Origin of the sequence: Luteibacter pinisoli, from assembly GCF_006385595.1 — a bacterium.
Taxonomy (GTDB): Bacteria; Pseudomonadota; Gammaproteobacteria; order Xanthomonadales; family Rhodanobacteraceae; genus Luteibacter; species Luteibacter pinisoli.
In genome coordinates, this window is record NZ_CP041046.1 from 246,643 (window position 1) to 261,356 (window position 14,714).

Consider the following 14,714-nt stretch of genomic DNA (forward strand, 5'->3'; position numbering starts at 1 on the left):
GAAAGATAACCACGGCATATGTGACGACAGTTTCAAGGCTGCCCGCGGCTTAGGGGGTGCGGCTACGCGCCTCGTCCAGCTTCAGGCACAGGGTGCGCACGCTGGGCAGGATCGACGGCGAGGGCAGGGCCAACGTCGGTGCGTCGATGGCCATGACGTTGCCACGTCGCGCCGCGGCCAGCGAGCTGCCCTGCATCCACGGCGCCAGTGAGTCGCCCTCGCCGCCGGCGGTCATGATCACGTCGGGGTTGCGCGCCAGCACGGCCTCGCGGCCCACCGTGGGCGCCGCCTGGGCCAGGTCGTTGAACAGGTTGTCGCCGCCGCACAGGTCCAGCGCGTCGGAAATCATCTGCGCCCGGCCGACGGTCATCAGGGGGCGGTCCCACACCTGGAAAAACACCTTCAGGCGCTTCTTGCCGGCAAACGCCTTGCGCAGGCCGTCCAGTGCCTGGGCGAAGGCTGTGGCGTTCCCGTTCGCCACGGCTTCTGTCCCGGCCAGCTTGCCGAAACGACGTGTCGCGGCCGGGATATCGGCCAGGCGCGTGGTTTCCGAGTAATAGATGGGGATGCCGAGGCGGGCGAGCTTGTCCACCTGCGCAGCGGGCGTGCCGCTTTTCCATACCATGATGAGGTCCGGCTTCAGCGCGACGATCCGTTCGAGGTCAAGCATCGTGGCATCGCCGACCACCGGCACGCGTCGCGCGGCGTCGGGGTGTTCGGAGAAGCGCGACGTCCCCACCACGTAGCTGCCGGCACCTGCCGCGTAGAGCGTATCGGTGATGTTCGGCGCGAGGCTGACGATGCGATGCGCCGGCGCCGGGAGCGTGACGGTACGCCCGGCATCGTCAGTGACGCTGATGCTCGTGGCGGCGAAGGCCGGACCGGCCACCAGCAGGGCGAGGAAGACGAACGGGCGGATCATGGGCGTGTGTCCGTGAGGCGCGCGGCGCGGAAGAACAGTTCGCCGTCGATGGTGATGCCGTGGATGGGATGGTGGAATGCCGCACTGAGGTTGGCGCTGGTGACCACGGTGTCCTTCGTGCCCGAGAGGGCGCGGCCGTGTCCGTCCAGCAATACCGCGTGCGTCGCATGCTGCATGGCGAGGTTGATGTCGTGCACGGTGAAGACCACCGAGCGGCCCGCGCGCGAGGCGAGCACCAGCTCGTGCAGCGTCTTCATCTGGTGGTGCAGGTCCAGCGAGGAGAGCGGCTCGTCGAGCAGCATCACGTCCACTTCCTGCGCGAACAGGGCGGCGATGTTCACGCGCTGCCGTTCGCCGCCCGAGAGCGTGGTGATATCGCGCTCGGCGAGTTCATCGAGTTCAAAGCGCGACAGCGCGGCGCGCACCGTCGCCAGGTCCTCATCACCCCAGGCCCAGAAGGGCAGGCGCGGATGGCGCGCGGCGGTGACGGCTTCGAGCACCGTGAGGCTGAAGGCGTCGACCACCGACTGTGGCAGGAAGCCCCGGCGTCGCGCGAGTTCGAGCGGTTTCCAGGTGCCGACGTCACGGCCGTCCAGGCGCACGCGTCCACCATCGGGATCGCGCAGGCCGGCCAGCGTGCGCAGCAGGGTGGACTTGCCGGCGCCATTCGGGCCCAGCACGCACCAGACCTGGCCCGGCGCGATCTGCAGGGTCAGCGCGTCCACCAGCCGGCGGTCGCGAACGGCCAGGCGCAGCGCTTCCGTCGTCAGCATCGCGCTCACCGGCGGCGCACCAGGAGGAACAGGAAGGTGGGCACGCCGATGATTGCCATCACCGCGCCCACGGGGAGCTGGATCGGATCGGCGATGATCCGCGACACCGTGTCGGCCACCACCACGAGCATGCCGCCGCACAGGGCGCTGGCCGGGATCAGCACGCGCTGGTCGTTACCGACCAGGCGGCGCAGGGCATGCGGCACCACCAGCCCGACGAAGCCCACGGTGCCGGCCGTGGTCACCGCGACGGCCGTGGCCAGCGAGGCGATGGCGAAGATGGCCGACTTCACCGCGTTGGGGCGAACGCCCAGGGCACTGGCCGATTCTTCACCACGGGCCAGGAGGTTCAGCTGCCGGCCGAGCGGCGCGACCACCAGCAGCGCGGCGAGCATCGACAGCAGGGGCGGCCACGGCGTGGCGACGCCGCTGAGGTCGCCCATCATCCAGAACAGCATGCCGCGCAGGTTCCGGTCGGGGGCCAGCACCAGCATCATGCTGACGATGGCGCCGAAACCGGAAGCCAGCATCACGCCGGTCAGGATCAGGTCGGTGGCGTCGTCACGGTGGGCCGTGCGCCGCCGGGCGCCCAGGTCGCGATGGGCGAGGACGAAGACCGCCACGCAGGCGAACAGGGCGCCCACGGCCGCCCCGCCTGCCGTCGCCAGTGCGCCGGCGCCGGCCAGCATCGCACCCAGCGCACCGACGGCAGCGCCGCCCGACAGGCCCAGCGTGTAGGGGTCCGCCAGCGGGTTGCGGACCAGGATCTGCATCAGGCAGCCGGACAGGGCGAGCAGGCCGCCCACGCCATAGGCGGCCAGGGCCCGCGGGATGCGCAGCTCGTGGACGATGGCGTGCATCGGCGTATCCGCCGAGGTGACCAGGCCGTGCCAGGACGCGCGCAGGGAGGAGCCGTCACCGCCCAGCAGCACCGAGGCCAGGACGATGGCGGCCGAGAGCACCAGCAGGCCAGCCCACAGCCGCGCCGCCGCGCCAAACGTGGCCATCCGCGGTACCCGCGATGTTGCTGCGCTTTGCACCCAGCGACGCTCCCGCCAAATAGCTCGGCAGGATAGGCAGTGGCCCGCGGATTGTCGAATCCACAAAAAACCGTGCTATTTCGAAAGCTCGCCCACGCGGCAACGGCGACCATGCGCCCATACGCATGGGGAGTGCCGCCGATGTTCGCCATCCTGTTCTCGCTGGGGGTGTTCGTGTTCGCGTGTGGCAGCCTGTACCTGGGCGGCTGGATCGCGCGGCGCATGCCGGAAGGCCACCTGGTGTACGAAGCGCAGAAGGCGGCACAGTTCGGCATCAGCATGATGGCCACCCTGGCGGCGCTGGTGCTCGGCTTCATGGTGACCTCCGCCCGGGCGACGTTCGATCGGGCCAACGACGACATCGTCGGCGTCTCCACGTCCATCCTCCTGCTGGATCGCGCGCTCTCGGGCTATGGCCCGGAGACCGCGCCGATCCGCAGCGACGTGCGTGCGTTCCTTGCCCGGGCCACCGAACGCGTGGCGCCGAATGGCGAGATGGACACCATCGTGTTTCGCCTGCCGCACACCAGCCTCAGCCTGATCACCCGGCTGCAGTCGTCGATCCTCGCCCTGCAGCCGGATACCGAAGGCAAGTGGTGGTTCCAGCATCGCGCGCTCGAGGCCACTGCCCAGCTTGCACAGCAACGCATCCTCACCTCCGAGCACGAGAAGTCGAGCGAACCGATTCCCCTGCTGGTGGTGGTCACGGCCTGGATCGTCCTGATCTTCATCGGCATGGGCACGTTCGCCATGCACAACGCGTCCGTCCGCGTGGTCCTGTTCTGCGCCGCCCTCGCGTTTTCCGGTTCGATCTTCCTGGTGATGGAGCTGGAATCCCCCTATACCGGCCTGCTGCGCGTCTCCGGCGCGCCGCTGCTGCAGGCCGCCACGGAGCTCGCCTTGCCATGAAAGCCGTCCTTGCCCTTGTCCTCCTCTTGCTGCCCACGCCGCCCCTGGCGGCGCAGACCCTCGCCATTCCGCAGGTAAACACCGGGCGCCCGATCGTCGCGACCTACCGCTGCCCCACCGGAAAGCCGTTCAAGGTCACCTACTGGAACGGGGACAACGGGCAGAGCTTCGCGCTGGTGCCGATCGCCGGCAAACCGCTTCTCCTGGTCAACCTGATGTCCGCCGATGGCGCCCGCTACGGGGCCGGGTCCGTGGTGTGGTGGACCAAGGGCCGCAACGCCGACCTCTACAACGAGGGCATGGACCCGGATACCGGCAAGGTGCGGCCTGTGTCGTGCTCGGAAGTCCCGGGTACTGGCTAATGTAATTATTAGCATGCTATGCTTTTATCCATGACGCCCCTCGACAAGCTGCACCGCCAGCTGACCACGCTTGCGCTTGCCACCAGCCGCCGCTTCCAGCGGATGCTGGACGTGCGCCTGGGCGACTTCGACGTCACCTCGTCCACCGTGGTGCCGATGCTGCTGGTGGGCCGCTCGGGTGGCGGGATCAACCAGGTGACCCTGGCCGAGCAGATCGGCGTGACCGGGCCCTCGCTGGTGCGCACGCTGGACAAGCTGGTGGAGCTGGGCCTGGTGCGTCGCGAAAGCGACCCCGCGGACCGCCGCGCGAAAACGCTGTGGCTGACCGACGCCGGCGAAGCGCTGGCGGTGCAGATGGAAGCGCGCATGGTGGATATGCGCCGGGAGATCCTCGCCGGGGTGTCCGAAGACGACGTCCGTGCCGCCCTGCGCGTGCACGAGGCACTCAACGCGGCACTCGTGTTCGACGGCCAGGACGACGCCGGGACCTGACGCGATGCGCTTCGCCCTGCCCACGACCTCCGAATGGCTGTATTCGGGGAAAGCCTTCCTTGCCGCGATCCTCGCGTTCTACATCGCGTTGCGGATTCCGCTGCCCAACCCGTACTGGTCGTTCGCCAGCGTTTACATCGTCTCGCATCCGTTGTCGGGGGCCACGCGGTCGAAGTCGATCTATCGCGCGTTCGGAACGCTGCTGGGCGCCACGATGGCGGTGCTGCTGGTGTCGCTGTTCGCGACGCGACCGCTGACGCTGGTGCTGGCGATGGGCGCGTGGAGTGCGCTGGCGCTTTACCTCTCGCTGCGCGACAACACGCCCAGTGCGTACGGTTTCCTGCTTGCTTCGTACACCACGCCGCTGATCGGCGTCTCCGCCATCATCGCGCCGGGCCTCGTGTTCGATACGGCGGTCGCGCGTTCCGAAGAAATCCTGCTCGGCATCGTCTGCGCCAGCGTGGTCAGCACGGTGCTCTTTCCCGATCGTGTCGGCCCGGTCTTCCATGACCGCGTCGCGGCGCTGATGAAAGACGCTTCCGCCTGGGCCGTGCGCCGCCTTCGCGACCCGGCGCGGCGCACCACGCCACCGTTACGCTTCAACCTGCTCAGTGACATCGCCTCGCTGGATGGCCTGATTACCCACCTCGGCCACGACGCCACGCGCCGCAACGAAGCGAGCGAAGCGCGGCAGCTGCGCTATCGCATGACGATGCTAATCCCGCAGGTGGCATCGCTGGGAGACGCGCTGGCACACGCGGCGACGACGGAGGCCGGAGCGGCCCGGGCGTGCGGCGTGGTCCTGGCGGACGTCATCGCGTGGCTGGAGCGGGGCGTCGAGGGTACACCCGGGCACGGCGACGATTTGCGTGCCGCGATCACCGCGTTGCGCGACGCACAGGGCACGCCTTCCGCGAGCACGTTGCCGGTGGCCAACGTGACGGAGCGCCTGCGCGATCTGGTCGACCTGTGGCAGGACTGCCTTCGCCTGCATCGTGCGTTTGTCGACAAGGCCCCTGTGACGCCGACCCTGGCGTACCGCGATGCCGGCCCGGACGACAGCCGGCGTTTCTACGACCACGTGCAGATGATCCACGCCGCGCTGTCGCCCGCGCTGGCCTTCGTCATCGCGGCCACGGCCTGGCTCTACAGCGGCTGGCCCGGTGGGGCGTTCGGCGTGGTACTGGTCGCCGTCTCCACCGCGTTCTTCGCCGCCTCCGATGCGCCTGCCGCCCTGATCGGCCGCTTCTTCCTCTGGCAGGCCATCAGCGTCGTCGCGGGGCTGGTCTATCTGTTCTACATCTTCCCCCAGCTGACCTCGTTCGCCGGCGTGGCGCTGGCGATGGCGCCGCCACTGATCCTGGTTGGCACGCTGACCGGCCGGCCGGCATTCAACATGGGTGTCCTGCTGGTGACGTCGCAGACGATCAGTGGCATCGCCCTGCACAACAACTCGGCAGCGAACTTCGAGGACTACGCCAACAGCAGCCTCGCCGCGCTGGGTGGCCTGGCCTTCGCCGCCGTGTGGAGTGCGGTCACGCGACCCTTCGGTGCCGAGATTGCCGCGCGGCGTCTTGCCGTGGCGAACTGGCGCGAGCAGGTCGCGCTGTCGCGCAGCGACCGTCGCATGGAGCGCAACGTGGCGCTGTCGCGCATGGTGGACCGGACCGCGCAGTGGATGCCGCGTCTGGCCCTGACCACGGGCAAGCCGCTGTCGCATACCGACGCCGTGCGCGACCTGCGCGTCAGCGTGGCCCTGATCGACCTGCGCGAGCAGCGTGCGCGCGGCGCGGACCTTATCGACATCGTGCTCGACGCCAGCCACTTCTATTTCCAGCAGTGTCTCGCCGCACGTACGTCGCTGCCGCCGCCCGCGGCGCTGCTCACCACGATCGATACCGCGATAGCCGCCCTGGCCGGCGCGCACGGCGACGCCGCGGCAGCGCTGCTGCGCTACCGCCTCGCCTTGCTGGCGCTGCCACCCGTCGCGATGGCCGAACCCATTTCCCCTCAACCCACGCAGCCCATCCTCTCCCAGTGAACATCCCCCTGTACGGTGAGTTCAGCCTCTACGGCGTGTACCTCCCCACGTTGCTGGCCGTCATGGCCGCGGCTTACGGCGTGAAGAGCCTCGTGCGCTTCGCCCTCGGCAAGACGCACTTCTACGCCTGGGTATGGCACCCGGCGCTGTTCAACCTCGCTGTTTACGTACTGGCCGTGGCCGGCGTGCTGGCGCTGTTGCCGGAGGTGGCCCGTGGCTAGTCTCGCCCGCAGGATCCTGCCCACCGTGGTGACCCTCGTGGTGGTCGCCGCCGCCATCGGTGCCGGCGTGCATGTCTGGCACGCGTATGACGATCTGCCATGGACGCGCGACGCGCATATCCGCGCCGATACGGTGCAGGTGTCGCCGGATGTGTCGGGCCTGGTTACCGAGGTGTACGTGCACGACAACGATGCGGTGAAACAGGGCCAGCCGCTGTTCGTCGTCGATCGCGCGCGCTTCGAACTGGCCGTGCGTCGCGCCGAGGCAGCCGTGGAGGAACAGCGCGCCGTCGTCGCCGAGCTGCGCCGCGAGGAAGCACGCAACCGCGAAGTCAGCGATCTCGTCGCCCGCGAATCCGCCGAGCAGGTAACGTCGAAGCTCGCCGCCGCCGAAGCACGCCTGCACGCCGACGACACCGCGGCCGATACCGCGCGCCTCGACCTGGCGCGGACGCTGGTAAAGGCGCCGGCCGACGGCACGCTCAATGACCATGTCGTGCGCGTGGGTGACTACGTCAGTGCCGGCCACGCACCGTTCGCGATGGTGGATGGCCACTCCTTCCACGTGGATGGCTACTTCGAAGAAACCCGCCTGCATGGCGTCAAGCCCGGCCAGGCCGTGACGATCCAGGTGATGGGCGAGCACGCCATGCTTCACGGACGCGTGCAGAGCGTGGCGGCCGGTATTGCCGACCGCGAGCGCGCGAACAGCACGCAGGGCCTCCCGGACATCAATCCCACCTTCAACTGGGTACGCCTGGCCCAGCGCATCCCGGTGCGCATCAGCATCGACGAGGCATCGCCCGACCTGCTGCTGGTGGCCGGGCGCACCGCCACGGTGACGATCCGCACGGAGACCCGCGCGAGGGCGAAGTCGTGAGCTGGCGCGCCACTCTCCCCCTCTTCGTCATCGCCGCGTCGCTTGCGGGCTGTGCCACCGTCGGACCCGACTACACCGTGCCCGATGGCGCGATGGTGAACGATGCCCGCGCCAACGGGGCGTTCCTTCCGGCGCACGGTACGTCGATCGACGCTGCCGCGCCCCTGCGTGATGACTGGTGGAACCTGTACAACGACCCGACCCTCGACGCCCTGGAGCGCCAGGCACTCCAGGCGAACGCCGGCCTGCGTACCGCCGACGCCAACCTGCGTCGCGCGGGCGCACTCCTCGCCGCGGCGGAAGCCGAGCACGAGATCACCGCGAAAACGTCGGCGTCCGCCGAGCGCACCCTGATCTCCGCCGAGTCGTACCTGCAGGAAGAAAAACTGCCCACCTTCAACGTGGCGACCACTGGCATCGAGGCCTCGTACGACTTCGACCTGTTCGGCAAGCTGCGCCGCGGCGTGGAGGCCGCCAGTGCGGATGCCGACGCCGCCACGGCCGCGCGCGATGTCGTCCGGGTGACCGTCGCCGCCCAGGTGGCCGCCAGCTACGTGGGCATCTGCGAGGCAGCCCACGACATCGCCGTCGCCAACCGCACCGTCGACGTGCAGCAGCGCGGCACCGAGGTCGCGAAGCGGCTGTTCGACGCCGGGTTGGGCAGTCGCCTGGACGTCACGCGCGCCACCGCCCAGCTCGATCTCGCCCGCGCTGCCTTGCCGCCGTTGCAGCGTCGCCACGAGGCCTCGCAGTACGCCCTCGCGGCGTTGCTCGGCCACGTGCCCGGCGATATCCCGGATGCAGCGAAGACGTGCAGCAGCGTGCCTGCCCCCAGCCAGCCCATTCCCGTGGGCGATGGCATGGCCTTGCTGCGCCGTCGGCCCGACATCCGCGAGGCGGAACGCAAGCTCGCCGCGGCCACCGCGCGCATCGGCGTGGCGACAGCGGATCTCTATCCCAGTGTGTCGCTGGGCGCTGGCGCCGGGTCGAACGGCCTGCTCGGTGATTACGGCCAGGCACCCGCGCGCTACTGGTCCATCGGCCCGTTGATCAGCTGGACGATTCCCACGCGCTCGGCGAAAGAGCGCGTGGAGGTGGCGAAGGCAGGCGCCGACGTCGCGTTGGCCGCGTTCGACCAGGCCGTGATCCAGGCATTGAAGGAAACACAGACGGCGCTGAGCGACTACGCCCACGCGCTGGACCGCGAAGCCACGCTGCGCCAGGCGCTCGGCGAAGCGACGACCGCGTCGAAGCAGGCGGGTGATCTTTATCACGCCGGCCGCACGCCGTACCTCAGCGCGCTGGATGCGGAACGTACCCGCGTGGCCGCGGAAACCGCACTGACTGACGCAGAATCAGCGGTCTCCCAAGCGCGCATCCACCTGTTCTACGCACTGGGCGGCGGCTGGCACGACGGCGCCTGAGCGGGCTCGCAACATCAGGCTCGCAAAATATTGTCGTTTCACCGCGACGCGCGAAGTGCTAAATCTACGCGGCGGGGAGGCTGGTCCGGGAGCCAGCACATGCTATGGAGCGACACATGCAGCACCTGATGCACGCGGCGAAGGCGTTGGTCTTCGCTGCTTTGATGATCGCTGGCACGGCGGCGTACGCCGAGGATGCCCCGGAACACGTCACGGACAAGGAGCTCTCCGATGCGCACTGCGCCATCGGCATGGAGAAGTTCCTGCCCGGCGATTACTTCTACTGCGTTGGCGCGCAGAACTACGGCACCGAACACTTCGAAGCGGCGCAGCGCCTGTTTGAAAAAGCCGCCAGCTGGGCCAGCAAGCCCGCGCAGTATGTGCTTGGCGTCATGGCCCTCAACGGCGACCACCAGCCGATGAACCGCCCGCTGGCCGCCGCGTGGTTCACGCTGGCCGCCGAGCGCAACACGCCGCGTTTCACCCAGCCGCTGCAGGCGTTGAGCGCCACGCTGACGCCCGATGAACGGCGTCGCGCCGATGCCTACCTGCTCGACATGAAGCGCACGTACGCCGACGCCGTCGCCGCGCCGCGAGCCGAAACCCGCTACCACGACGGCATGGCCCAGCTCAAAAGCAGCGGCGGCAACAGCTACTGCATGGAAGGTGGCCTCGACGTGCGCGATCTCGCCGAAGGCAAGGCGCCTTCGTCATGCCCACCGACCATCGCCGTGGTGCAGTTCGTCGACAAGCAGGCCAACAACGTGTTCGAGGACTGGACGGGGCATGTGACGGTGGGCCCGCTGCAGGTGGCGACCCCGCCTGCGACGACGCCGTAAGTCGTTCCGCCGGGGCAGGGTGCTTCAATCGTGGTGTTCGCCGTTGCGTTACGCTGCGACCACCCGCCACGAGGAGCCCAGACCATGATCAAGCACGCGCTTTTTGGTGCGGTTGTGTTCGTCGCAGCCGCCGTTTCTGCCGGCCAGGGGCATGCGCAGCAGGCCACGCTCGGCACCCTGCATCGCGTCGACCTGCAACGGCATGACCTGACAGCCCCCGGCTGGGAAGCCATCCAGGTACGGGTCGATTTCCCGCCGGGCACGGACGCGCCGAACCATAAGCACCCCGGCGAGGAAATCATCTACGTCCTCAAGGGCACGCTGGAGTACAAACTCGAGGGCCAGCCCGCCGCCGTGTACAAGGTCGGGCAGGTCCTGACGGTGCCGGCCGGCGTGGCCCATAGCGTGAAGAACCTGGACAAGGGCACGTCCTCGGAGCTGGCGACCTACGTGGTACCCAAGGGCAAACCGCTCATCGAGCTGGTGAAGTAGGCTTGCCGGTACGGCTTGCTCTCACACCGAGGTGGAACCATGGGTACCGTCAACCTTCAGCGCGTCCTGCGCACCACGCCCGATCGCTGTACCGGGCCTTCACCAGCCCGGATGCCGTGGCGAAATGGCTGCCGCCACACGGCTTCACCTGCAAGGTGCACCACATGGACGTGCAGGTGGGCGGGACATTCAAGATGTCCTTCACCAACTTCACCACGGGCAACAGCCACTCGTTCGGCGGCAAGTACCTGGCGCTGACCCCCGGGCAAGGCCTCCGCTACACGGACGTCTTCGACGACCCGAACCTGCCCGGCCAGATGGTCACCACTGTTACCATCGCTCCCGTACTGGTGGGCGTCGAACTGAAAGTAACGCAGGAAGGCATTCCTGACGCGATTCCCGTGGAGATGTGTTACCTGGGCTGGCAGGAGTCACTGCAGTTGCTGGCCCTGCTGGTCGAGCCAGAGATCCCTGGCTGAGCCTGGAAAGGGGCGGCGTGATCCAAGTAAAAGGTAATGTGAGCGACGCGATGGATAGCCAGCATGGATGAACGCAGGCCGGGTGCTGGCCGGGCGCTGGTGTTCTTCGTCGCGCTGATCGTCCTGATCTCCGTAGTGGCGCTCAACGTGCCGCGGTTCGCGCGCCGTGTCGCCGCGGCCCGCCCAGCGGTGCCGGCCCAGCCCACGCTGCCTGCCGCCGAGGTGTGGGTGAGCACGGCCGACCACCGGCTCACGCTCGCGCCCCAGCCGGACCTTGCCCTGGCGGCGCGCGATGGGTCAGATGCCGACATCACCATCGACACCAAAAGCACCTATCAGTCCATGACCGGTTTCGGTGCCTCGATGACCGACGCCTCGGCGTGGCTCATCCAGAACAAGCTGACTCCCGAACAGCGCCATGCGCTGATGACCGAGCTGTATGGTTCGTCGCCGAACCTCAACCTGAACATGATGCGCCTGACCATCGGTGCCTCGGATTTCTCGTTGAACCTCTACACGATGGACGACATGCCGTTCGGCGAGACGGATCCGCAGCTGCGGCACTTCAATGTGGCGCCCACGGAGGACTACCTGATTCCGGCGGTGCAGCACGCGCTGGCGATCAACCCCAACCTGCTCATCGTGGCTTCTTCGTGGACCGCACCGGCGTGGATGAAGGCCAACGAGAACCTCAACGGCGGGGAGCTGCTGCCGCAGTATGAGAACGCGTATGCCGACTACCTCGTCAAATACGTCGACACCTATCGCAGTCGCGGCATTCCCATCTTCGCCCTGACGTTGCAGAACGAGCCGCTGTACTCGCCGATCAGCTACCCCGGGATGATCATGAACCCGGACACCCGGGCCCGCGTGATCAAATATCTCGGTCCGCAGCTGGCGAAGCGCACGCCGCGGACAGGCATCCTGGAGTGGGACCACAACTGGGCCGTGCCTGAGCAGCCGCTCGCCGTCCTCGCCGACCCGGCCGCCGCGCGCTACGTCGATGGCGTGGCCTGGCACTGCTACGACGGCAGCCCGTTCGAACAGGGCCGCGTGCATCGCGCGCATCCCGACAAGGACACCTACATCACCGAATGCACCGGTGGTGACTGGCCGTTGTACGTCAACGGCGAGCTGCTGTGGTTCACCCGCAACCTGCTCGTTACCGGCATCCGCCAGTGGGCGCGCGGTGTCATCTACTGGAACCTGGCCCTCGACGAGCGCCACGGCCCGCACTTCGGCGGCTGCTCGGCCTGCAAGGGCATCATCACCATCGATTCGCAGACGGGTGCCGTCACGCGCAATGACGAGTACTACGCCATCGCGCATTTCAGCCGCTTCGTGATGCCGGGCGCCTTGCGGGTGAAGTCCACCGATACCGATGCCGACAAGGGGCTTGCCAACGTCGCCTTCGTGGATCCGATGGATGGCTCGGTCATCCTGGTGCTGGTCAACATCAACAAGACCGGGAAGCGCGTCTCCGTCGCCGAGGGTCAGTACCAGTTTGATTACGCCATGCCGGCCGAGAGCGTGGCCACGATCGTGTGGAATCCGAGCCGCGCGGCGGCATGGATTCGCCGCGCGCTGCATTGGTTGAACGCAGGATCGTCGCGTGAAAGCCCTTAAGCCCGCCGACGCGGCGTTCCAGGGCCTGATCGATGCGATTGAAAAGCGTCGCGCCACGCTGGCGGAGTGGGAGGCATTCGGCATCGTCTTCAACCGCCGCTACGGCAACGACTACATGCCGCTGCGCACGAAGCTTGATGTGGTCCGTACCCAGCTGCTGCATCGCCTCGACCAGGCCTACGACACGAAAGGCCTGACGAAAGGCGAGCGCCAGACCATCGCCGAGCTGATCACACTCATGGCGGAACAGGTCCTCGCTTCCGTCGATGACGTGGCCGTCGAAGAACTGCATCGGCGCTATCGGGCTCCCCAGGGTGGCGACGCGTCGCCGGACGGCGATGTGACCGGTCACCTTGGTGGACCTGGTGAACACGGCGATGACGGTGAGCGCGAACGCGAAGCGGCACGTGCGGCGTACCACGCGAAGCGAAAAAAGACGCCGAAGCGTGGCTCGGCGCAGGAACGTGCCCGGGCCGAAGAAGCCGAAGTCCACCGGTCGATCCGGGACATCTACCGCAAGCTGGCCAGCGCACTTCACCCGGATCGCGAGCGCGATCCGGTGGAGCGCGAACGCAAGGCCGGGCTGATGCAGCGCGTGAACGTGGCCTACGCCAGCCGAAGCCTGCTCGACCTGCTCGACATCCAGCAGGACCTCGAACACATCGACCACGCGGCGCTGGGCAAGGTCAGCGATGAACGACTCGGGCGCTGGAACACCATCCTCGAAGACCAGCTTCGCGGCCTTGACCAGGAGCTTGCTGACATCAAGGCCGGCTACGTGGCGCGATGCGGCATGGATCCGACGTCGTCAGTGTCGCCAAAGACCGTAAAGCGCGTACTCACCTCAAGCATCGAGCACCTGCGCGAGCTGGTCATGGCGTTCGAGCAGGACGTACGGACGCTTGATGCGGGCGGCGAGTTCAAGGCCTGGCTGAAGCACATGAAGGGGCAACTGGCCGGGATGTGAGTATCCCGGCCGGTCAGACCGTCTGGATCGTGCCGCCGTCGATCACGTACTCCGCGCCGTGGATGGACCGCGCGCGGTCCGACATCACGAAGGCGACCAGTTCGGCCACTTCGTCGGGGGTACCCGGCCGGCCGATGGCGATACCACCGAGCGACTGCATCAGCATCTGGCGTGCATCGTCCTCGCTCGTGCCGCTGTGCTGCGCGATGCTCGAGATCATGTTCGCGGCGGCGGTGGTCTCGATAAAGCCGGGAGCAACGGTATTCACGCGCACCCCCTTGGGACCCACTTCACGCGACAAGCCCTTGCTGTAGGTTGCCAGTGCTGCTTTCGCGGCCGCATAGGCCAGCGTGGATTCCCACAGGGGCAGCTTCCGCTGGATGGAGGTGATGTGCAGGATCGCACCGTGGCCACGCTCCACCATCCCGGGCAGGAAGCCGCGATCCATCGCCACGGCGGCTAGCAGGTTGGCGTCGAGGGCGTGCTGCCACTCTTCCGGCGTGAGGGCGGCGAACCCGCCGTTCGGCGCGCTGGAGCCGCCGACGTTCGAGACGAGGATGTCCACGCCACCCCAGGCCTGCATCACCTCGGTGATGACCTTCTCGCGGCCGGCCGTGGTGGCAAGGTCGGCCTGGATGAAAAGGGCGACGCCATCCGGCGCGCCATCGGGCCCACGGGCCGTGGTCGCGACCGTGGCACCTGCCGCCACCATGCGGCGCACGATCGCCTCGCCGATACCCTTGGTGCCGCCCGTCACGAGCACGCGCTTGCCGTGGAATTCCGTCGGGTCAATCTGGAAGGGAGCGTTCATCAAAAGTCCTCAAAGGGGTTTCATACCGATGGAGCCAGCTTGAAATACACTTGGGGACCATGACAAGAACGCACGAAAACGTGGGTGGCTTACCCGAAGGTAAGTTTGACGTCGCTACGCCGCTCGGCGCGGCAGCACTCACGCGCCAGGCGCTCGCCCTGATCGAGGGGCGCTGGAAGCTGGAAATCCTTTTCCAGCTGTTCGGCGGGCACGTAAAGCGCTTCTCGGATCTGGAACGCGCCATCCCCGGCATCTCGCAGAAGATGCTCGCGCAACAGCTGCGCACAATGGAAAAGGATGGCTTGGTCGAACGCGTGATCTACCCCGAAGTGCCACCGCGGGTGGAATACAACCTCACCGCCTGGGGTCAGTCACTGTGCCCCGCGCTGGATGCGTTTCTGCGCTGGCAGGCTGCGCAGAAGTAACGCGCCTACTT

General features: G+C 67.6%; 16 protein-coding genes and 1 pseudogene. 13 read left to right on the top strand and 4 right to left on the bottom strand.

Translation table 11 applies throughout. From position 1 onward, the window contains the following. Positions 1-49 precede the first annotated feature (49 nt). The 3 genes from FIV34_RS01090 to FIV34_RS01100 are packed head-to-tail and all read right to left on the bottom strand — an operon-like array spanning position 50 to position 2,702. A complete protein-coding gene (locus tag FIV34_RS01090; RefSeq protein ID WP_211352686.1) occupies positions 50-922 on the bottom strand; it encodes a cobalamin-binding protein in 873 nt (290 codons plus the stop codon). Further along, entirely contained in the window at positions 919-1,695 is a 777-nt protein-coding gene (locus tag FIV34_RS01095; protein ID WP_139985561.1) for an ABC transporter ATP-binding protein, read from the bottom strand. The genes FIV34_RS01090 and FIV34_RS01095 overlap by 4 nt, the downstream gene beginning before the upstream one ends. Before the next feature lie 5 nt (positions 1,696-1,700). Further along, positions 1,701-2,702: a FecCD family ABC transporter permease gene (locus FIV34_RS01100; RefSeq protein ID WP_139978837.1), complete on the bottom strand. Its 1,002-nt coding sequence runs from the start codon at positions 2,700-2,702 to the stop codon at positions 1,701-1,703. Positions 2,703-2,876: 174 nt separating this feature from the next. On the opposite strand from FIV34_RS01100, the gene FIV34_RS01105 reads away from it, so the two are divergent. The 12 genes and pseudogenes from FIV34_RS01105 (at position 2,877) to FIV34_RS01160 (ending at position 13,467) form a co-directional block, all read left to right on the top strand. Then, positions 2,877-3,644 carry a bestrophin-like domain gene (locus tag FIV34_RS01105; RefSeq protein ID WP_170207487.1) on the top strand — a complete coding sequence of 256 codons (768 nt, stop codon included), beginning with the start codon at positions 2,877-2,879 and terminating at the stop codon, positions 3,642-3,644. Continuing rightward, positions 3,641-4,006, top strand: a complete 366-nt coding sequence (locus FIV34_RS01110; RefSeq protein ID WP_139978841.1) for an MliC family protein — start codon at positions 3,641-3,643, stop codon at positions 4,004-4,006. The genes FIV34_RS01105 and FIV34_RS01110 overlap by 4 nt, the downstream gene beginning before the upstream one ends. 30 nt (positions 4,007-4,036) lie before the next feature. Further along, a complete protein-coding gene (locus FIV34_RS01115; RefSeq protein WP_139978843.1) occupies positions 4,037-4,498 on the top strand; it encodes a MarR family winged helix-turn-helix transcriptional regulator in 462 nt (153 codons plus the stop codon). A 4-nt stretch (positions 4,499-4,502) separates the two neighbouring features. Beyond that, positions 4,503-6,539 (top strand): FUSC family protein, encoded by a 2,037-nt coding sequence (locus tag FIV34_RS01120; protein WP_139978846.1) that lies wholly within the window; start codon positions 4,503-4,505, stop codon positions 6,537-6,539. Between the two features lie 8 nt (positions 6,540-6,547). Next, positions 6,548-6,760, top strand: coding sequence for a DUF1656 domain-containing protein (locus FIV34_RS01125; RefSeq protein ID WP_139985563.1), 213 nt, complete (start codon positions 6,548-6,550; stop codon positions 6,758-6,760). Further along, positions 6,753-7,640 (top strand): HlyD family secretion protein, encoded by an 888-nt coding sequence (locus FIV34_RS01130; RefSeq protein ID WP_139978848.1) that lies wholly within the window; start codon positions 6,753-6,755, stop codon positions 7,638-7,640. Before FIV34_RS01125 ends, FIV34_RS01130 begins: the two co-directional genes overlap by 8 nt. Then, positions 7,637-9,064, top strand: coding sequence for an efflux transporter outer membrane subunit (locus FIV34_RS01135; protein ID WP_139978850.1), 1,428 nt, complete (start codon positions 7,637-7,639; stop codon positions 9,062-9,064). Before FIV34_RS01130 ends, FIV34_RS01135 begins: the two co-directional genes overlap by 4 nt. 116 nt (positions 9,065-9,180) lie before the next feature. Further along, entirely contained in the window at positions 9,181-9,903 is a 723-nt protein-coding gene (locus FIV34_RS01140) for an SEL1-like repeat protein (RefSeq protein ID WP_139978852.1), read from the top strand. 84 nt (positions 9,904-9,987) lie between these two features. Continuing rightward, positions 9,988-10,395 carry a cupin domain-containing protein gene (locus FIV34_RS01145; protein ID WP_139978854.1) on the top strand — a complete coding sequence of 136 codons (408 nt, stop codon included), beginning with the start codon at positions 9,988-9,990 and terminating at the stop codon, positions 10,393-10,395. Positions 10,396-10,434: 39 nt separating this feature from the next. After that, positions 10,435-10,874: pseudogene (locus FIV34_RS01150) on the top strand (SRPBCC family protein). Positions 10,875-10,937: 63 nt separating this feature from the next. Further along, positions 10,938-12,500, top strand: a complete 1,563-nt coding sequence (locus FIV34_RS01155; RefSeq protein ID WP_139978856.1) for a glycoside hydrolase family 30 protein — start codon at positions 10,938-10,940, stop codon at positions 12,498-12,500. Then, on the top strand, positions 12,487-13,467 hold the full coding sequence (locus tag FIV34_RS01160; RefSeq protein ID WP_139978858.1) for a J domain-containing protein: 981 nt from the start codon (positions 12,487-12,489) through the stop codon (positions 13,465-13,467). Before FIV34_RS01155 ends, FIV34_RS01160 begins: the two co-directional genes overlap by 14 nt. A gap of 13 nt (positions 13,468-13,480) precedes the next feature. Here the strand turns inward: FIV34_RS01160 and FIV34_RS01165 are convergent, their stop codons facing one another. After that, positions 13,481-14,278, bottom strand: a complete 798-nt coding sequence (locus FIV34_RS01165; RefSeq protein ID WP_139978860.1) for an SDR family oxidoreductase — start codon at positions 14,276-14,278, stop codon at positions 13,481-13,483. Positions 14,279-14,337: 59 nt separating this feature from the next. Between FIV34_RS01165 and FIV34_RS01170 the strand changes: the two genes are divergently transcribed. Further along, positions 14,338-14,703, top strand: coding sequence for a winged helix-turn-helix transcriptional regulator (locus FIV34_RS01170; protein WP_139978862.1), 366 nt, complete (start codon positions 14,338-14,340; stop codon positions 14,701-14,703). Positions 14,704-14,714: the final 11 nt, after the last annotated feature.